Origin of the sequence: Clostridium beijerinckii (genome assembly GCF_008705175.1) — a bacterium.
GTDB lineage: Bacteria > Bacillota > Clostridia > Clostridiales > Clostridiaceae > Clostridium > Clostridium beijerinckii.
The window spans coordinates 4,694,528-4,711,738 of the sequence record NZ_CP043998.1; the positions used below are offsets into that span (position 1 = coordinate 4,694,528).

Here is a 17,211-nt window from a genome sequence, read left to right on the forward strand (position 1 = left end):
TTACATCTCATGCTTATAAAAGAACAAACTCTAATCGATAGAATTTGTTCTTTTAACGTTATATTATTATTAAATGCTATTTTCGTAGAATGACAACACCCTATTAAAGAAAGAAAAAGCTATTTCATCTCTTTCAAAATACGATTCATGTTTAGAGCCTTTCATATAAACCACCTTACAATCTTTAGCATAATGCGCAAACCTATTCTGTGCTTTTGGGATAACATGTGTATCATATTCAGCTTGAAATAATAGTATTGGTACCATTATTTTTGATATATTCTTTCTTCTGATTAGTTCTTTAGTTGCTTTTAAACTTTCGATATACCATAAAGCCGATGATCCACCACTATGATAATTATCATTCTTTTTAATCTTTTCCAAAAGATATTGATATCGCTCCTTACAACTAGTCGATCTACTGTAAAAATCCTTCTTTTCAACATATGGCTTCTGACCTGGAAGATATGAATTTCCTTTTCCGCAAACCCTCATTGCTTTAGAAATAATATTTGCTAAAATCTTAGGTGCTTTCCCAGTATTAATTTCATGCATTGGCGAACTTAACACTGCAGCATTAAAATAACTATTATATTTCTCTAAAAAAACAGTACTTATACATCCTCCCATAGAGTGTGCAAATAATAACAACTTCTTATTCCTACTATCTGGAATAACAATTTCATCTATAAACTTTTTGAAATCTTCTACATAGTAATCAAAGTTTTCAACATTAATCTGATAATTATCCATCCCAAGTCTTTGTGATCTACCATGCCCTCTATGTTCAAGAATAAAAACAGAGTAGTTTTCCTTTATAAAATAATAAATTAGTTCATTGTATTTTTCAGTAAATTCTCCAAATCCATGACAAATGACTATATTAGCTTTTGGCTTCTTTACAATGAATTTTTCGTAATAAAGTTTTAAGTCATTTGCTCCTAGAATATAGCCACTTTCTAGATTCTTCTTTAGATAAGGTTCAACTATATTTATCATTTTTTCCTTATAATTATCTTGTGAAATATATATTTCAAGATACTTATCCTTAAAATTCGAGTATGAAGATGCCGTTAATGCTAAGTTATCTTCATTCATAATCTTCCCCTCCCTACCTATAAATTTTGGAATCAAAATTTATCTTAACTATTAATATAAATTACTTATTTTAAATCCATTATAATTTCAAGTTAAAATATAGATCGATTTATAAATTTACATACAAAAATAAGGTAAATATTTTAAATAAAATTTACTTATTAGAAATTTTATTTAAAATATTTACCTTATTATATACTATTTATAACATTTTTATTTTAAATTTATTTATTTCTAGTTAAATTATATTAATCTCTAATTATATTTTCGTAATAGTTATAAACTACATAAACTTTCTATTTTATAATAATATCTCTTTAATATATAATTTCTTTTCTTTTTCTAAATCTATAAACTCTTCGCCCTTCAAAATCAGAGGCTTTTCTAAATTATTTACATTCATCTGTATTATCTTGCATTTTTCATTAGTATTTAATAATACCTCTTCACCTGTATAATAATCTATAACATGCTCTAAAAATATCTTTACATATTCGTAATCTAGTTTTCCTAAACTTTCGTTTTTAACTATTTGCAATGCTTCAAATGGAAGCCTTTTTTTCTTATATCCTCTATTAGAATTAATTGCATCAAATACATCAGCTATAGCGATGATTTTTGCAAAAGGATGTATAGCTTCCCCCTTTAACCCAAGCGGGTAACCAGACCCATCTAATCTTTCATGGTGCATCAGTACCCCATAGCTCACAGCCTTGTCCAAAAACGAAAGTTCTTTTATTACCATATATCCTTTCTGAGCATGGGTTTTTATTGTATTAAATTCATTTTGTGTTAATCCTACTTCTTTCATTAATAATTCTCTTGCTATTTTTGTCTTTCCAAAATCATGAAGAATTGCTGAATATACTAATAAATTTAACTTCGCCTTTTCTAATCCTGTCCATTTTCCTATGAGTGCACTTAGTGCTGCTACATTTACTCCATGTCTATATATTGAATCTGTTCCACTTCCATAAAGAACTATATTCTTTATAACCAAACTACCTGGCTGTATCTCATTTTGAATTTTTCTAGAAAATTCCCTCACTTCGTTTAGAGCTTCTTCATTGTTATTGACAAGTTGTCTAAAAGTTTTTCTTAATGCTAAAGAAATTTCATTGAATTCTTCTTCAATCTTTTTACATTGTGTCTCTTTCTTTAATTCTACTTCAATACTTTTTACAGCAATATTTTCACAATATATCTCTACATTCCCAATAACATATAACTTTTTTATTTTTTCTATAATTTGTTCAGTTACCGAAATATCCTTTTTAAGTAATACACTCCCATTTTGCTCTACATTTTTAGCTATTACCATTCCTTCTTTTAACTGGTTAAAGCTTATTACTTTTGTACTCTTCTCCATAATACTCACACCCATCATATAACAAATTTTATGTTTCTAAGTATAGACAGAATATATATATCTATCTCTATGACCTAAAAATTAAAAAATCCCCTAATTAAATATATAAGAACAATAATAAATAAGATTATATTAAACTTATAAAACAATATTCGAGTAAAAATTTATTTATTATTTATATTATTCTATATCTTTTATATTTTGTCAAAATAAGTTTTAATTTATTTTGAATTGTAGTTCTTCCATAATATTGAGAAAATATATGTATATAATATAAGGATGAAATTTAACTTCCATCCTTACACTACATCACATCTACTATGACTCTATTTATACACACATTATTCTATGGAAGACGCTTTCTTATTTCCAGTCTTAGCTTTTCCTTGTATCTCTATTGGAACATCTTTTACATCATTTTTTTTATAATGTGTTTTATGATTGCTTTCTGTTCCATGTGGTTCACTTGGGTCTGGTCTTCTCATTCCTGCTTTTGCCATAACTACTTCATATCCTTTCTAAAATAATCTCAATTTTAGTATTCTAAAAAAATTCTATAGTATACATGAGATTAAATAGAAACTGTTGGTATAGTAGCATCATCTTCAAACATTATTTTAGTTGTTTTCTATCCATCTATTCCATTCTTCTGCTTTATATCCAACTGTTGCTTCTTTACCATTTCTTACTATAGGAGTATTTATAACTTTTTGATTTTTTAATAATAATTCTGCTTTAATCTCTGCACTTCGTATATTATTAAAGTTTAATTTTACATATTCCTTTGCCTTCGTATTTATTAATTCATTAATACTCACCGCTTTAATTATGTTATTAAATTCGCCTTTGCTCATAGGCTTTTCATTTAAATCGATAAACTGAAATTTTATATTTCTTTCTTTAAAAAATCTTTCTGCCTTTTTAGTATCAAAGCATTTCTTAGTTCCAAATACTTGTATATTCATAAATCCATTTCACTTACTTTCATTTTAATTTTCTTTAGGTCGCCTCATACAATATTCTAATCTATGCATTATTTTAAATTATATATAGATTTAAAATATGTGTTGCAATCACAATGCACATTTCATAATTCACAATAATGGTTAAAATTCATGCACTATATTTAGAATTATTATGAAGCATTATTTTTGCAATATATTGATGACTAAATCATAGTTTGATTATGGACAAAAAGCAAATATATTTTGACTTTATATTGTGTATTAACAATGTAAAATTTGCATTATAACAAAAGAAAATCCTTACTTTTAATTATATACTAATTACTAGCATATGATTATCTCTAACCTCAAGTAAGAATCTTCTCTTTCAAATTACTATTTTAACTCTTTGATACTAATTCTCTATTTTTGCTATAGTATCTAAAGCAACTTCCATCATATTTGTAAATGTCAATTGTCTTTCTTCTGCGCTTGTAACTTCTCCAGTTACAAAGTGATCGCTTACTGTAAGTAAAGCTAATGCATTAACTCCAAATTTAGCTGCAATTGTATATAACGCTGCTGCTTCCATCTCTACTCCTAAGCAACCAAACTTAGCCCACTTCTTCCAATCTTCATCATCATCGCCATAAAATACATCAGAGCTATATATGCTACCAACCTTAGGATCAAAACCTTTTTCAACCGCTATATCGTATGCTGGTTTCAATAATTCAAAACTTGCTGTTGGCGCAAATGTTCTACCTTGAAATCTTACTAAATTAAGATTTGAATCTGTTGATGCAGACATAGCTATTATAAGATCTCTAACCTTAACTTTTTCGCTATATCCACCGCATGTTCCAACTCTTATAAGATTTTTAACTCCATAACTTTGTATCAATTCATTTGCATATATTGAAATTGAAGGTATTCCCATTCCTGTTCCCTGAACTGAAATTTTCTTACCTTTATATGTTCCTGTAAACCCATACATACCTCTAACTTCATTATAGCAAACTACATCTTCTAAAAAGTTTTCTGCTATAAACTTTGCTCTTAAAGGGTCTCCTGGTAATAATACGCTTTCTGCAATAGCACCTTCAGGTGCATTAATATGAACACTCATTTTTTACCTCCATAATTTTAACCACATCATCTCAATTAATGATCAATATATTTAAACTATTTTATAATAATAATTTATTTGCTTTCACTAACTATAGATATACTAGCACTAGCGCCAATTCTACTTGCTCCTGCATTTATCATATCCATAGCCGTCTTAAAATCTCTTACTCCTCCAGATGCTTTTACACCTAAATCTGACCCAACAGTTTTTCTCATTAAAGCAATATCTTCTTTAGTTGCTCCACCACTAGAAAATCCTGTTGATGTCTTAACAAAATCAGCTTTAGCTTCTTTAGCTATTTCGCAAGCTTTAACTTTTTCTTCATCACTTAATAGACATGTTTCAATAATTACCTTTACTAATGCTTTTCCTTTGGCTGCATTTACAACTGCTTCTATATCTTCTTTAAGTAAACTATAATTTTTATCTTTTAATGCTCCAACATTTATTACCATATCTATTTCAGTAGCTCCATTTTCAATGGCTTGATTTGTTTCAAAAGCTTTAGCTTCCTTTGTCATTGCACCTAATGGAAATCCAACAACTACACATGTCTTCACATCAGTCCCCATAAGTTCAGTACTTACTAATTTTGCATAACATCCATTTACGCAAACTGAAGCAAAATTGTATTCTTTAGCTTCCTTACATAATTTTTTTACATCCTCTACTGTTGCCTCTGGTTTTAATATTGTATGATCTATATATTTAGCTATATCCATATTTCATTACTCCTTAAATTTATTTTATAACTATATATGTTACAATTCACAATGCACATTTCACAATTACGGCTAAAATTCTTTCAATGTTTCTAGAATTATGATGTAGAATTATTCTACAACATATATATAACGATAATTTGAATTAACAATCAGCACTTTCAGCGAAATTTTCGCAGTCCTGTGATAATAACAATCTTTCTTCTTTCTATTAACGAGTACCTTTTTCGTAAGGAACTCCATCAGCTTTTGGTGCAACTGATTTTCCAACAAAAAGAATCAATACTACAATTGTTAAAATATATGGTAACATTGCAAGTATTTGCGAAGGAATAGCAAAGTTTCCACCACCTAATACAACTGTTAATGCTTGAGCAAATCCAAATAATAAACAAGCTCCGTAAGCGCCATGCGGAGTCCATTTACCAAAAATAACTGCTGCTAATGCAATAAAGCCTTGACCGCTGATTGCTGTTGGAGTGAATTGCGCTATTATTGCAAGTGTCATAGATGCTCCACCAAACCCTGCAAGTATTCCAGAGATCATAACACACACGTAACGAGTTCTAGTTACACTTATTCCAAGAGTATCTGCAGCTGCTGGATGCTCTCCTACAGCACGAATACGTAATCCCCATTTAGTTTTATATAAAATAAACCAAATGACTACTGTAATTAAAATCGCTATAAAAACTGTAATATCTACGCCAAATACTTTAGGTAATTTAGTAGCTACTGGTTTAGTCATAGTAGCTCCTTCAAATAATAATCTACATGTAAATAAAGAGAAACCTGCACCTAATAAATTTATAGCAATACCTGATATTGTCTGATCAGCATTGAATGTTATAGATGCAACTGCATGTAATAAAGCCATTATTCCCCCTGCAATTCCTGCAGCTAAAAATCCAAGCCATGCATTTCCAGAATAATATCCTACTGCCGCACCAGTAAATGCACCTATAGTCATCATACCTTCAATTCCGATATTTACAACTCCAGAACGCTCAGAAACAACTCCACCTAATGCTCCAAATATTAATGGTGCTGAATACATTAGTGTAATACCTATTAATAGTGCAATACTATTTAACATTCTTCTCACCTCTCTTTAAAAGTCTGTCAGCTAAAGCAGGTACAATCTTAGTTAATGCTACGAAAAATACAATAGTACCTATCATTATATTTATTATTTCTGATGGTGCACCTATAGCAGATTGTACAGATTGACCTCCATATAGTAATCCACCATATAACAATCCTCCAAATATACATCCAATAGGTGAACTTCCTGCAATTAATGCAACTGATAATCCATTAAATCCGTTATTTTCAAAAGCAGCCATAGTTGATAGCTTATGAGGTGCTGTGCCTGTGATAGCTAATGCTCCAGCAAGACCTGATAATGCACCTGCAATTACCATTGATTGAATTATATTACGATTAACATTTATTCCAGCAAATTCTGCTGCATCTTTATTTAATCCAACTGCACGTAATTCGTATCCTTTTGCTGATTTATATAATAAGATTGATATAACCACAGCCATTATAATAGCAACGATAATTCCAATATTAACATCTGTTTTTAGCAAAACTTCTGATAACCATTTGTGATGAGAAAGAAATTCCATTCCAGCATCAGATGTCTTCCAATTGCCAAGTATAGTAGTAAATCCAGATTCATTAATCATATAAGTACTTGTTGAATCTGGTTGGTGAAATACATCTGTTGATACAACAAAATTAGATAAATATAATGCAATCCAATTCAGCATTATACTGGTTATAACTTCATGTATTCCGAATTTCGCCTTAAGAATTCCCACAATACCACCAAATACTGCTCCAGCAGCTACACCAGCTAAAATTACTAAAGGAATTTCTAATACTGCTGGCAAATTTAATTTGATTCCAACTATAGTTGATGCAATTGTACCTACTATATATTGACCTTCCGCTCCAATATTAAATAATCCTGTTTTAAAAGCAAATGCAACACTTAAACCAGTTAAAATAATAGGAGTGGCCTTAATAATTGTATTAGATATATATTTAGGTTTTGAAAAAATTCCGTTAAAAAGTGCACTAAAAGCATCTATTGGGTTATATCCTGCAATACCAAGAACTATTGCAGAAACTATAAAACCAAAAAATATTGCAATGAATGTTGAAGTAACTGGTTTTTTAAGAATCTTTGCCACTGTTTTCATTTCTTTTACCTCCTGCCATTAATAAACCTATTGTATTTTCATCAACATCTCCCTGCTTAAATGTATCTACAATAGTCCCTGCATAAATTACAGCTATAGTATCAGAAACATTCATAACTTCATCAAGTTCAAATGAAACTAACAAAACCGCTTTGCCTTTATCTCTTTCCCTTATTAATGTTTTATGAACATATTCAATTGCTCCTACATCAAGCCCACGAGTTGGCTGCACTGCAATTAATAAGTCTGGATCATTAGCTACTTCTCTTGCAATTATAACTTTTTGCTGATTTCCCCCTGATAACCCTCTAACAGGAATTAATTCACAATTGTCAGGTCTTATATCATATTGTTTTATCATATCTTTAGTATGAGATATAATTTCGTCTTTATTTAGGAAACCATTTTTGCAATATGGTTCGCTTTTATATTTTTCTATAACTACATTATCAGCAACACTGAAATCTAATACAAGTCCTCGCTTTTGTCTATCTTCATGTATTGTTGATACTTTATTCTTAATAACATTTTCTGTTGTAGTATTTTGTATCTCTACTCCATTTATTTTAATGGTACCGCTTTCACATTTTGTTAGGCATGTAATTGCTTCGATCAATTCCTTTTGTCCATTGCCATCAATTCCAGCAATACCAACAATTTCACCTTTATGTACTTTAAGTGATAAGTTTTTAACTGCATCTAACTTTCTTTCATCTTTTACAGTTAAATTATCTATTTCAAAGACAACTTCATCTGGCTTTGCAGGCTCTTTATCAACAACTAACTTAACTGCATGACCTACCATCATTGTGGCAAGCTCTGATCCTGTTACCTCTTTAACATTAACAGTATCTATATATTTTCCTCTACGTATTATTGTACAGACATCAGAAGATTCCTTTATTTCTTTTAATTTATGTGTAATTATAATTATTGTTTTTCCATCTGCTACAAGATTATTCATAATCTTTATTAAATCTTGAATTTCCTGAGGAGTAAGCACTGCTGTCGGTTCATCTAATATTAATAAATCAGCTCCACGATATAAGGCTTTTAATATCTCAATACGTTGTTGCATACCCACTGAAATATCTTCAATTTTTGCATCTGGATCTACTTCTAATCCATACTTTTTAACAATATTTAATATTTCCGCGCGGGCTTTTTTCATGTCTAATATGCCAAATTTACTTGTAATTTCACTACCTAATACTATATTTTGCGTTACTGTAAAATTTTCAACTAACATAAAATGTTGGTGAACCATTCCTATTCCATTTTCAATGGCTATATTAGGGTTTTTAATATTTATCTTTTCACCATTAAGATATATTTCTCCTCGGTCAGCTTGATATAATCCGTAAAGTATATTCATCAGTGTACTCTTACCTGCTCCATTTTCTCCTAATAGTGCATGAATTGTACCTCTTTTAATATCGATATTGATATCATCTAAGGCACAGAATGAACCAAACATTTTTGTAATTCCACGCATCTGCACTGCATATTGTTTGCTAATTTCCATACCAAGTCCTCCCTTAATTAATAATATGCTTTGCTAACAGTGAATCACTAGCTAGCAAAGCCATCCCTATTTCATATCTGCCATATATATATTACAATTCATTTTCTGCATTTTAGCCTTAAGCCATTGCACATAGCTTCCTAGAACTTTAAATGTAAATTTATCATTGTCACACATATATTATTTAATTATCCTTATTTACCGAAGCTTTTAAATGTATCTTCATTATAAGGTGGAACTATTTCACCGTTCTTAATTTTGTCTTGAACTGCCATAGCTGCCTTATAAACTTCTGGATCCATGTTTTTATTTTCAGTTGGAATTCCTACTGCATTTTCTTTTAAACCATAAGTATATGTTTTTCCACCGATTTTATTTCCACTCATAGCTTCTTTTGAAAGATTTTCAACTGCAACATTTGCAAGTTTTAATGCTGATGTTAATACATTGTCAGGAGCCAAATATGCTTGGTCACGGTCAACACCTATTGCAAACTTATTTGCTTCTTTAGCTGCTTCAATTACACCTACACCTACTCCACCTGCTGCGTGGAATACAATATCACATCCTGAAGAGAACATTTTATTTGCAATTGCTTTCCCCTTTGATGCATCAGAGAAACTTTCAGCATATTGAACATCTACAGTAATATCTTTACCTAATTCTTTTGCTGCATATTGAACACCAGCTTGGTATCCATATTGGAATTGATCTATAATTCCACTTTTTATACCACCAACAAATCCAACTTTACCTGTTTTTGTTGTTTTAGCTGCTATATATCCAACTATAAATGAAGGTTCTTGTGCATTAAACATAACTCCTGTAACATTAGCTGGAGTATCATCTCCATATGAATTATCAACTATAGCATAGTTAACATCTGGATTTGATTTTGCTGCCTTTGTTATTGCATCTGACATTGCAAAACCAATACCCCAAACTAATTTATTGCCGCTATCTACAACTTTATCTAGATTAGTAGCATAATCAGATTCTTGCTTAGATTCTAAGTAACTAACTTTTGCACCCTTATTGTTTTTTTCGAAGTTTTGTAGGCCTTCCCATGAAGATTGATTAAACGATTGGTCATTTACCCCACCTGTATCAGTTACCATAGCAACTTGATATTCTTTTGCATTGCTGCTTCCTTTGTCAGCTGTACTAGTACCGCTTCCACTTGATCCACATCCAGCGAATAACGTTACTGTTATTGCTGAAACTGCTAATAATGATAATAATCTCTTTTTCATTAACCTTCCTCCTAAAATATAAGAATTAATATTTAAACTCATGGATAATATCCACGATTTAAATTTAATAAAACAGTTATTATAAATATTCTTCTAATTAATTATATTTATAATATGTTGACTTTAATATTACGAATATGTATTCAACTTGTGACTATGTATATATGTTGTAATTCACAATGCATAATTACCACTAAAATTTTTGCAATCTTTTTTAAAATTATGATGAAGAATTACTTTTGCAGCGTATATATAAATTTATATCTTTTTCTCTGAACCTTTAACTACAATTTGTGGTGCAATTATCCTTCTTCTTACACTATCATCCTCATTGCTGCTAATAATATCAAACAGCATATCCATGGAGGATCTCCCTAGCTCAATTGGACAATCTTCCATATATGTAATATTTAATCCCACCATATCTAAAAAGTCAATTTTATCAAATCCCACTATAGCCAAGTCTCTAGGAATATCCTTATTCTCTTCTTTTAGAGCTTTTATAACTCCCATCGTCATCATGTTACTGCAAACAACTAATGCTGTAGGACGGTCTTTTTCTTTAAGTAATTTTTTAGTTAATTCATATGCCTTATCTAATTTAAAATCTCCATATAAAACATATTTACTGCAAAAATCAATATCATTTTCTTTTAGCGCTCTTTTATAGCCCTCTAATCTATCCATTACTGGTTCTGAACTCAATAGTCCTGTCATTATTCCAATCTTAGTATGACCTTCTTTAATTAGCAGGTTTGTTGCCTCAAATCCACCTTTTATATTATCTACAAAAACTCCATTTAACTTTGTAAATTTAACATCAGCCGAAACTAATATTATAGGAATATTTAAAGTATTTATTGTTTTAATATAATTTTCATTAAACTTTTCTTCACCAAATCCTGGAGTCATTATAATTCCTTTAATTCTTTGTTCTTTAAGCAATTTAAGAGCACGCACTTCCTTCTCTAAATAATTATCTGTATTAAACAAAATTATATTCAGATTATTTCTTTCTGCTCTCTCACTTACTCCTTTTATAATTTCTCCAAAATATGCATTAGTTATATCTGGAACGATAACTCCTATAGTATTAGTCTCGCATTTCGACAAACTTCTTGCAATTGCACTCGGTGTATAATTCATTTCTTTTATTGCGACTAATATTCTTTGCCTAGTTTCTTCTTTTACATAACCTGAATTATTAAGAACTCTTGAAACTGTTGCCGAGGATACTTTAGCCCTTTTCGCAATATCATTTATAGTAACTGACATAACACCCCACCTCGTCAAATTTTTTTCATAATCCATCAAAATTTATTCCATTATTAAAACTAAATCGTGAAATACTATTATTTATAGACCAGATTAATTTACAACTTAAATTCTTAATTTCTAAGGCTTTAAGCCAAGTTATTTTTAAAGTCGAACTATTTATGGTATCGCTTCCACACTTATAATAATATATTAGGAATATGATGTCAATATTCATAGTTTTATTGATTTCACTATAATATTTATCAATACTACATGCCATTTATCTTCAGTTTAAGCCATTCTATGTCTATACTAGTATAATTTATGATATGTATATTTACAAACTTTTTTTATTAATATAATTTTATTTCACTCTTCTCTAGGTATATATTAAAGGAGTGATCTAAAGTATTTTTATACTTAAACCACTCCATTTTTATTATTTTCCTCTCAATTTATCAAGAAATCTCTTTGTTCTTTTCAATGCTTCCATAATATCTTCCATTGATGACGCATAACAAACTCTTATAAATCCTTCTCCACAATCACCAAAAGCATTTCCCGGAATAACTAATACTTTTTCATTTATAAGCAGTTGTTCACAGAATTCATCCGATGTTATACCTGTAGATTTAATACTTGGAAATAAATAAAATGCTCCAAGAGGCTCAAAACACTCTAATCCCATCTTTCTAAATCCATCCAATAGAACTCTTCTTCTTCTATTATATTCCTTACACATTTCTTCTACACTTCTATCACCACTTTTTAAAGCTTCAATCGCTGCATACTGAGCAGTTGTTGGTGAACACATAAGAGCATATTGATGAATTTTCTTCATCGCTTCTATTAGAATCGGATGTCCACAGATATACCCAAGTCTCCATCCTGTCATAGCATATGATTTAGAAAATCCATTTATAACTAAAGTCTTATCTCTCATTTCTGGAAAAGATGCTATTGAAACATGTTTCTCTCCATAGCAGAGTTCTGAGTATATTTCATCTGAAATTGCAATAATATTTTTATCTTTAAGAACTTCTACTATTCCTGCTAGTTCATCTCTAGTCATTATTGCACCTGTTGGGTTATTAGGAAACGGTATTATAACTACCTTTGTTCTAGGTGTAATTGCTTTCTCCAAATCCTCAGGAGTAAGTTTAAATTCATCTTCTGCTTTAAGGTTCAAAACCTTAGCTGTTGCTCCAGTAAATGCAGTACATCCCTTATATGCAACAAAGCTTGGCTCTGGAACTATAACCTCATCTCCAGGCCCAACTAATGCCCTAAGTGCTATATCAATTCCTTCACTTCCGCCAACAGTAACTATTATTTCATCTTCTGGATTATAGTTAAGATTAAATCTTCTATGAAGATACTTTGATATCTCACTACGAAGCTCAATAAATCCTGCATTCGAAGAATAATGAGTATGTCCTTGCTCTAAAGAATAAATTCCAGCTTCTCTTACATTCCACGGAGTTACAAAATCTGGTTCTCCTACACCTAGAGAAATAACGTCATCCATTTCATTTATTATATCAAAATATTTTCTTATTCCTGACGGAGGCATATTTTTTACGTTGTCTAAAATCATGTCTTCTAATCTCATATAAATATTGCCTCCCTATCTTCTATCTTCTTTTCTTTAAATATCTTTCCATGATCTTTATATTTCTTCAATACAAAGTGAGTACCTGTACTTAATACATATTCTTGCACTGCTAGTTTTTCTGATACAAAAAGAGCAACTTCCTTCATAGTCTTTCCTTCAACAATAACCGTTAAATCAAAACCTCCAGACATTAAGTAACATGCTTTAACTTCTGAAAATTTATATATTCTTTCTGCAACTTTATCAAATCCAACACCTCTCTGCGGTGTTATCTTAACTTCTATTAACGCTGTTACTGTTTCACTACCTGTATTTTCCCAATTTATAAGCGTTGTATAACCTGCTATAATGCTTTTTTCCTCATAATCTCTTATTGCTTCTCTAACTTCTTCAACAGTTTTACCTGTCATAACTGCTATTTGTTCATCACTGTATCTGCTATTTTTTTCTAATATCTCAAGTATTTCCTCCATTGAAAATAACCCCCTTATTTTAATATAATTAAATAAAAAAAGTCCTCCATCCCACATAAGGGACGAAAGAACTACTTCGCGGTACCACCCTAATAAACAACTTAAAAATTGTTCACTCAGCTAGAGTACATATTATACTCCACCTCTATAACGTGAGGAACACGTTATAGCCTAATTAAAAATTCTTATTTTCTAAAAATTTTTATTTCTCAGCTATAAAATTCAAAGGCTGCTTCTATAAAGGATACTTACCAGATTCCACCGACCTCTAGCTCTCTTAAAAGTTTACCATTTATATACTCTTCCTTATCACTATCTTTAAAACTTTATTTTTAAAATTACTATCCAATATGACTATAAAATTTTAAATAAAAAAGATTATACGAAAAATCAAATCACTTTTTATTCAAATCTTTCTTTATATTATACTAGCAAAAGTATAAAAAATTCAATATATTTTTTATATTTTTTTATTTAAATGCAGAATATTCTATTGAATTAACTAAAATTGACCCTAAAAAATATATTTATATCATACGGAAATAAAAAGGAGCATAAGATTTAATCACTCTTATGCTTCTTACTCAATCAATAGAAAATTTATTACTTTCTATCTTCTATTGTTTTGTTGCTTTCTAGCTCTCCTGCAGTCAGGACATCTTACTGGTTCATTTTCAAAACCTTTTTCCTTATAAAATTCTTGTTCTCCTACAGTAAAAACGAACTCTCTTCCACAATCTTTGCATATTAATGTCTTATCTTCCATTCTAATGTTCCATTGCTCAAGTTAAAATAACTTTGCAATAGTTCACCTCCTCTTTTTGCTTAAAAATTTCTTTTTGTCATTTAATATTATGTCTATCTTCATAATTTTTATTCAAAAACATGTTATTATATAGTTTATATTTAATTATCATGTAATCTCTCCAGATGATATTACATAGGACTAGGACTCTTTTACATTTATTTTTTCATATATAATAATGAATCACATTACTTTAAGTAGATTTAATTGATCTTCAACTCAAATTTTTCATTTACAAAATCAATTACACACTTTCCACCTTCGCTTAGCTTTCCAAATAAAATTTCATCAACAAGTAATGGTTTTATATTCGAAGCTATAACTCTTGCTATTTCTCTTGCCCCAAATTCCTCTGATGTTCCTATTTTAGCAATGTGATTTACACATTCTTCACTAAATTCTATTTCAACATTTTTAGAATTCAATTTATCTTTAAAGTTATTTAATTGCTTTTTAGCAACATTTGCTGCCATAATATCAGTCATTCCATTAAATACTATTATTTTATCCAGTCTATTTCTAAATTCAGGTGTGAAGAACTTTTTAACTTCTTCCATTATAGCTTCACCTTTGACTTCTCTATCTCCGAAACCAATAAGCTTTTTACCTATATTTCTCGCTCCAGCATTAGAGGTCATTATTATTATTGAGTTTCTAAAATCAGCTTTCCTGCCTTTATTATCAGTAAGTGTGGCATAATCCATAACCTGAAGCAATACACCCAAAATATCCGGGTGTGCCTTTTCTATTTCATCCAGTAATAATACGCAATGTGGCGTTTTTCTTATTGAATCAGTTAAAAGTCCGCCTTCTTCATAACCTACATATCCTGGAGGTGATCCTATGAGTTTTGCAGCTGAATGTTTTTCAGTATATTCACTCATGTCAAATCTAATCAAATCTATTCCTAGAGTTTTAGATAAGCATCTAGCAATCTCTGTTTTTCCAACTCCAGTAGGCCCAACAAAAAGCATCGATGCTACTGGCTTATCTTCATCGTTTAATCCAGATCTAGACATCTTTATACATCTTACAACTTCTTCAATGGCTTTATCCTGTGAAAATATATTTTCCTTTAAGTCCTTTTCTAAGTGCTTTAAAGAACTTATCTCGCTACTTTCCACAGTTTGCTTTGGAATATTACAAATCTTTGATATTATTTCCTCAATAGTTTTTCTGTCAACTATAATCTGCTCATTCATATCTTCATTATGCATACGAACATAAGCTCCAGCTTCATCTATAATATCTACAGCCTTATCTGGCAGATATCTGTCATTAATATACTTATCGCTTAGAGTTACTGCATCTCCAATTGCTTCATCTGTATAACTTACATTATGATATTCTTCATAATTCTTTTTAAGTCCATCTAATATTTGTATAGCTTCTTTTATAGATGGTTCTTTAACATCTATTCTTTGGAATCTTCTACTTAATGCTTTATCTTTTTCAAAAAACTTTTTATATTCATCAAAAGTAGTAGCTCCAATAAATCTAATTTTTCCTTCTGTAAGATAAGGCTTTAACAAATTGGACGCATCTAATGCGCCACCATTTAACGCTCCAGCACCTACAATATTATGAATTTCATCTATATATACAATTGGCTTATCTTGTTTGCTAATCAAATCTAAGACTCTTTTTATTCTTTCTTCAAAATCTCCTCTATACTTAGTTCCTGCTATAACAGATCCAATATCTAAAGAAAACATAGAACTTCCTTTTAATTTTTCTGGCACCTTGTCTTCACTTATTAACTTTGCAAGTCCTAAAGTTATAGCAGTTTTACCAACTCCAGACTCACCTACATGTATAGGATTATTTTTTATCCTTCTACAGAGTATCTGTATACTTCTTTCTAAAATATCTTTTCGTCCTATCAATGGATCATTTTCTTCTTCTGTAGCTTTCTTAATAAGGTCTATTGTAAACTTATTAAGAAATGCATCTTCTTTTTTCTTCTCCACTTTTTCTTTACTTTCATTCTCAGTAAATTCATTCTCATCTTCTTTAAAATTTTCTTGCATTTCATCATCATAAGAATTTCGAGTATCTTCATCTATACTATGACACAAAGAATATAGCAAATCTCTTCTTGTAACGCCTTCTTGCTCTAGATAATATCGTGCATAACTATCTTCTAGATTAAAAATTGCAGAGAGTATATGATCTACGTCAATTGCATCTTTCCCGCTATACTTAATTTGTTCATTTGCTGTTAAAATGACTCTTTGAAACTCTATGCTCTCTTGTGGTTCTCCTTGACCAATTTTATTTATATATGTTTTCACGTAAGTTGCCAAATTATATCTTAAATTTTCTAAACTTCCACCACATTCTTTAATAGCATACTCTACATTCTTATCAAAAGTTGCAGCATACAGTAAATGCTCTGGTGTAATATATTCGCTGCTTTTCTCTTTTGCTTCTTGGTATGCTTTAAGTAATATCAAATTAACTTCATTCGTAATTTTCATATTTTACGCCTCCTCTACAGTAAGCTTAAACGGAAAGCCTTTTTCTTTAGCCATTGACATTGCAGTTGAAACTTTAGTAGCTGCTATATCATAACTATATATTCCTGCTATTCCCTTACCCCTTTCATGCACATCTAACATTATCTTCTCAGCATCTATTAACTTTTTATTAAATACAACTACCAGTATATTAATAACGAATTCCATTGTTGTATAATCATCATTATACATAACAACTTTATAATTCTTAGGCTTTTTCACATTAACTTTATTCTTTGGTTTGGTTACAATATTTGTTTCCATATATAATTGTCTATCCCTCCCC

General features: G+C 30.1%; 16 protein-coding genes and 1 other annotated feature. All 16 genes read right to left on the reverse strand.

What is annotated here, in order from left to right:
- Nucleotides 1-69 precede the first annotated feature (69 nt).
- The 16 genes from F3K33_RS21165 to F3K33_RS21240 all read right to left on the reverse strand — a co-directional run bounded on the left by F3K33_RS21165 (nucleotide 70) and on the right by F3K33_RS21240 (nucleotide 17,189).
- Nucleotides 70-1,098: an alpha/beta fold hydrolase gene (locus F3K33_RS21165; RefSeq protein WP_039771552.1), complete on the reverse strand. Its 1,029-nt coding sequence runs from the start codon at nucleotides 1,096-1,098 to the stop codon at nucleotides 70-72.
- Nucleotides 1,099-1,399: 301 nt separating this feature from the next.
- Complete coding sequence (locus F3K33_RS21170) at nucleotides 1,400-2,467, reverse strand: HD-GYP domain-containing protein (protein WP_039771113.1); 1,068 nt, start codon at nucleotides 2,465-2,467, stop codon at nucleotides 1,400-1,402.
- 341 nt (nucleotides 2,468-2,808) lie between these two features.
- The gene (locus tag F3K33_RS26520; RefSeq protein WP_023973127.1) at nucleotides 2,809-2,967 is read right to left on the reverse strand and encodes a hypothetical protein; all 159 of its coding nucleotides are present in this window, start codon (nucleotides 2,965-2,967) and stop codon (nucleotides 2,809-2,811) included.
- A gap of 117 nt (nucleotides 2,968-3,084) precedes the next feature.
- Complete coding sequence (locus F3K33_RS21175) at nucleotides 3,085-3,432, reverse strand: arsenate reductase family protein (protein WP_023973128.1); 348 nt, start codon at nucleotides 3,430-3,432, stop codon at nucleotides 3,085-3,087.
- A 394-nt stretch (nucleotides 3,433-3,826) separates the two neighbouring features.
- A complete protein-coding gene (gene deoD / locus F3K33_RS21180; RefSeq protein WP_012060299.1) occupies nucleotides 3,827-4,540 on the reverse strand; it encodes a purine-nucleoside phosphorylase in 714 nt (237 codons plus the stop codon).
- A 74-nt stretch (nucleotides 4,541-4,614) separates the two neighbouring features.
- A complete protein-coding gene (deoC, locus tag F3K33_RS21185) occupies nucleotides 4,615-5,265 on the reverse strand; it encodes a deoxyribose-phosphate aldolase (protein ID WP_023973129.1) in 651 nt (216 codons plus the stop codon).
- Nucleotides 5,266-5,476: 211 nt separating this feature from the next.
- Complete coding sequence (locus F3K33_RS21190) at nucleotides 5,477-6,361, reverse strand: ABC transporter permease (protein WP_023973130.1); 885 nt, start codon at nucleotides 6,359-6,361, stop codon at nucleotides 5,477-5,479.
- The gene (locus tag F3K33_RS21195) at nucleotides 6,351-7,478 is read right to left on the reverse strand and encodes an ABC transporter permease (RefSeq protein WP_023973131.1); all 1,128 of its coding nucleotides are present in this window, start codon (nucleotides 7,476-7,478) and stop codon (nucleotides 6,351-6,353) included. Before F3K33_RS21195 ends, F3K33_RS21190 begins: the two co-directional genes overlap by 11 nt.
- Nucleotides 7,453-9,003: an ABC transporter ATP-binding protein gene (locus tag F3K33_RS21200; RefSeq protein WP_023973132.1), complete on the reverse strand. Its 1,551-nt coding sequence runs from the start codon at nucleotides 9,001-9,003 to the stop codon at nucleotides 7,453-7,455. Before F3K33_RS21200 ends, F3K33_RS21195 begins: the two co-directional genes overlap by 26 nt.
- A gap of 194 nt (nucleotides 9,004-9,197) precedes the next feature.
- Nucleotides 9,198-10,256, reverse strand: a complete 1,059-nt coding sequence (locus F3K33_RS21205; protein WP_023973133.1) for a BMP family lipoprotein — start codon at nucleotides 10,254-10,256, stop codon at nucleotides 9,198-9,200.
- Nucleotides 10,257-10,514: 258 nt separating this feature from the next.
- A complete protein-coding gene (locus F3K33_RS21210) occupies nucleotides 10,515-11,531 on the reverse strand; it encodes a LacI family DNA-binding transcriptional regulator (protein ID WP_017210104.1) in 1,017 nt (338 codons plus the stop codon).
- Between the two features lie 421 nt (nucleotides 11,532-11,952).
- Entirely contained in the window at nucleotides 11,953-13,125 is a 1,173-nt protein-coding gene (locus F3K33_RS21220; RefSeq protein WP_012060306.1) for an aminotransferase class I/II-fold pyridoxal phosphate-dependent enzyme, read from the reverse strand.
- Complete coding sequence (locus F3K33_RS21225) at nucleotides 13,122-13,601, reverse strand: Lrp/AsnC family transcriptional regulator (RefSeq protein WP_012060307.1); 480 nt, start codon at nucleotides 13,599-13,601, stop codon at nucleotides 13,122-13,124. Before F3K33_RS21225 ends, F3K33_RS21220 begins: the two co-directional genes overlap by 4 nt.
- Before the next feature lie 55 nt (nucleotides 13,602-13,656).
- Nucleotides 13,657-13,923 (reverse strand) — a binding site (T-box leader).
- Nucleotides 13,924-14,211: 288 nt separating this feature from the next.
- Entirely contained in the window at nucleotides 14,212-14,367 is a 156-nt protein-coding gene (locus F3K33_RS21230) for a zinc-ribbon domain-containing protein (RefSeq protein WP_012060308.1), read from the reverse strand.
- A gap of 242 nt (nucleotides 14,368-14,609) precedes the next feature.
- A complete protein-coding gene (clpA, locus tag F3K33_RS21235; RefSeq protein WP_023973135.1) occupies nucleotides 14,610-16,886 on the reverse strand; it encodes an ATP-dependent Clp protease ATP-binding subunit ClpA in 2,277 nt (758 codons plus the stop codon).
- 3 nt (nucleotides 16,887-16,889) lie between these two features.
- The gene (locus tag F3K33_RS21240; RefSeq protein WP_039768318.1) at nucleotides 16,890-17,189 is read right to left on the reverse strand and encodes an ATP-dependent Clp protease adaptor ClpS; all 300 of its coding nucleotides are present in this window, start codon (nucleotides 17,187-17,189) and stop codon (nucleotides 16,890-16,892) included.
- Nucleotides 17,190-17,211: the final 22 nt, after the last annotated feature.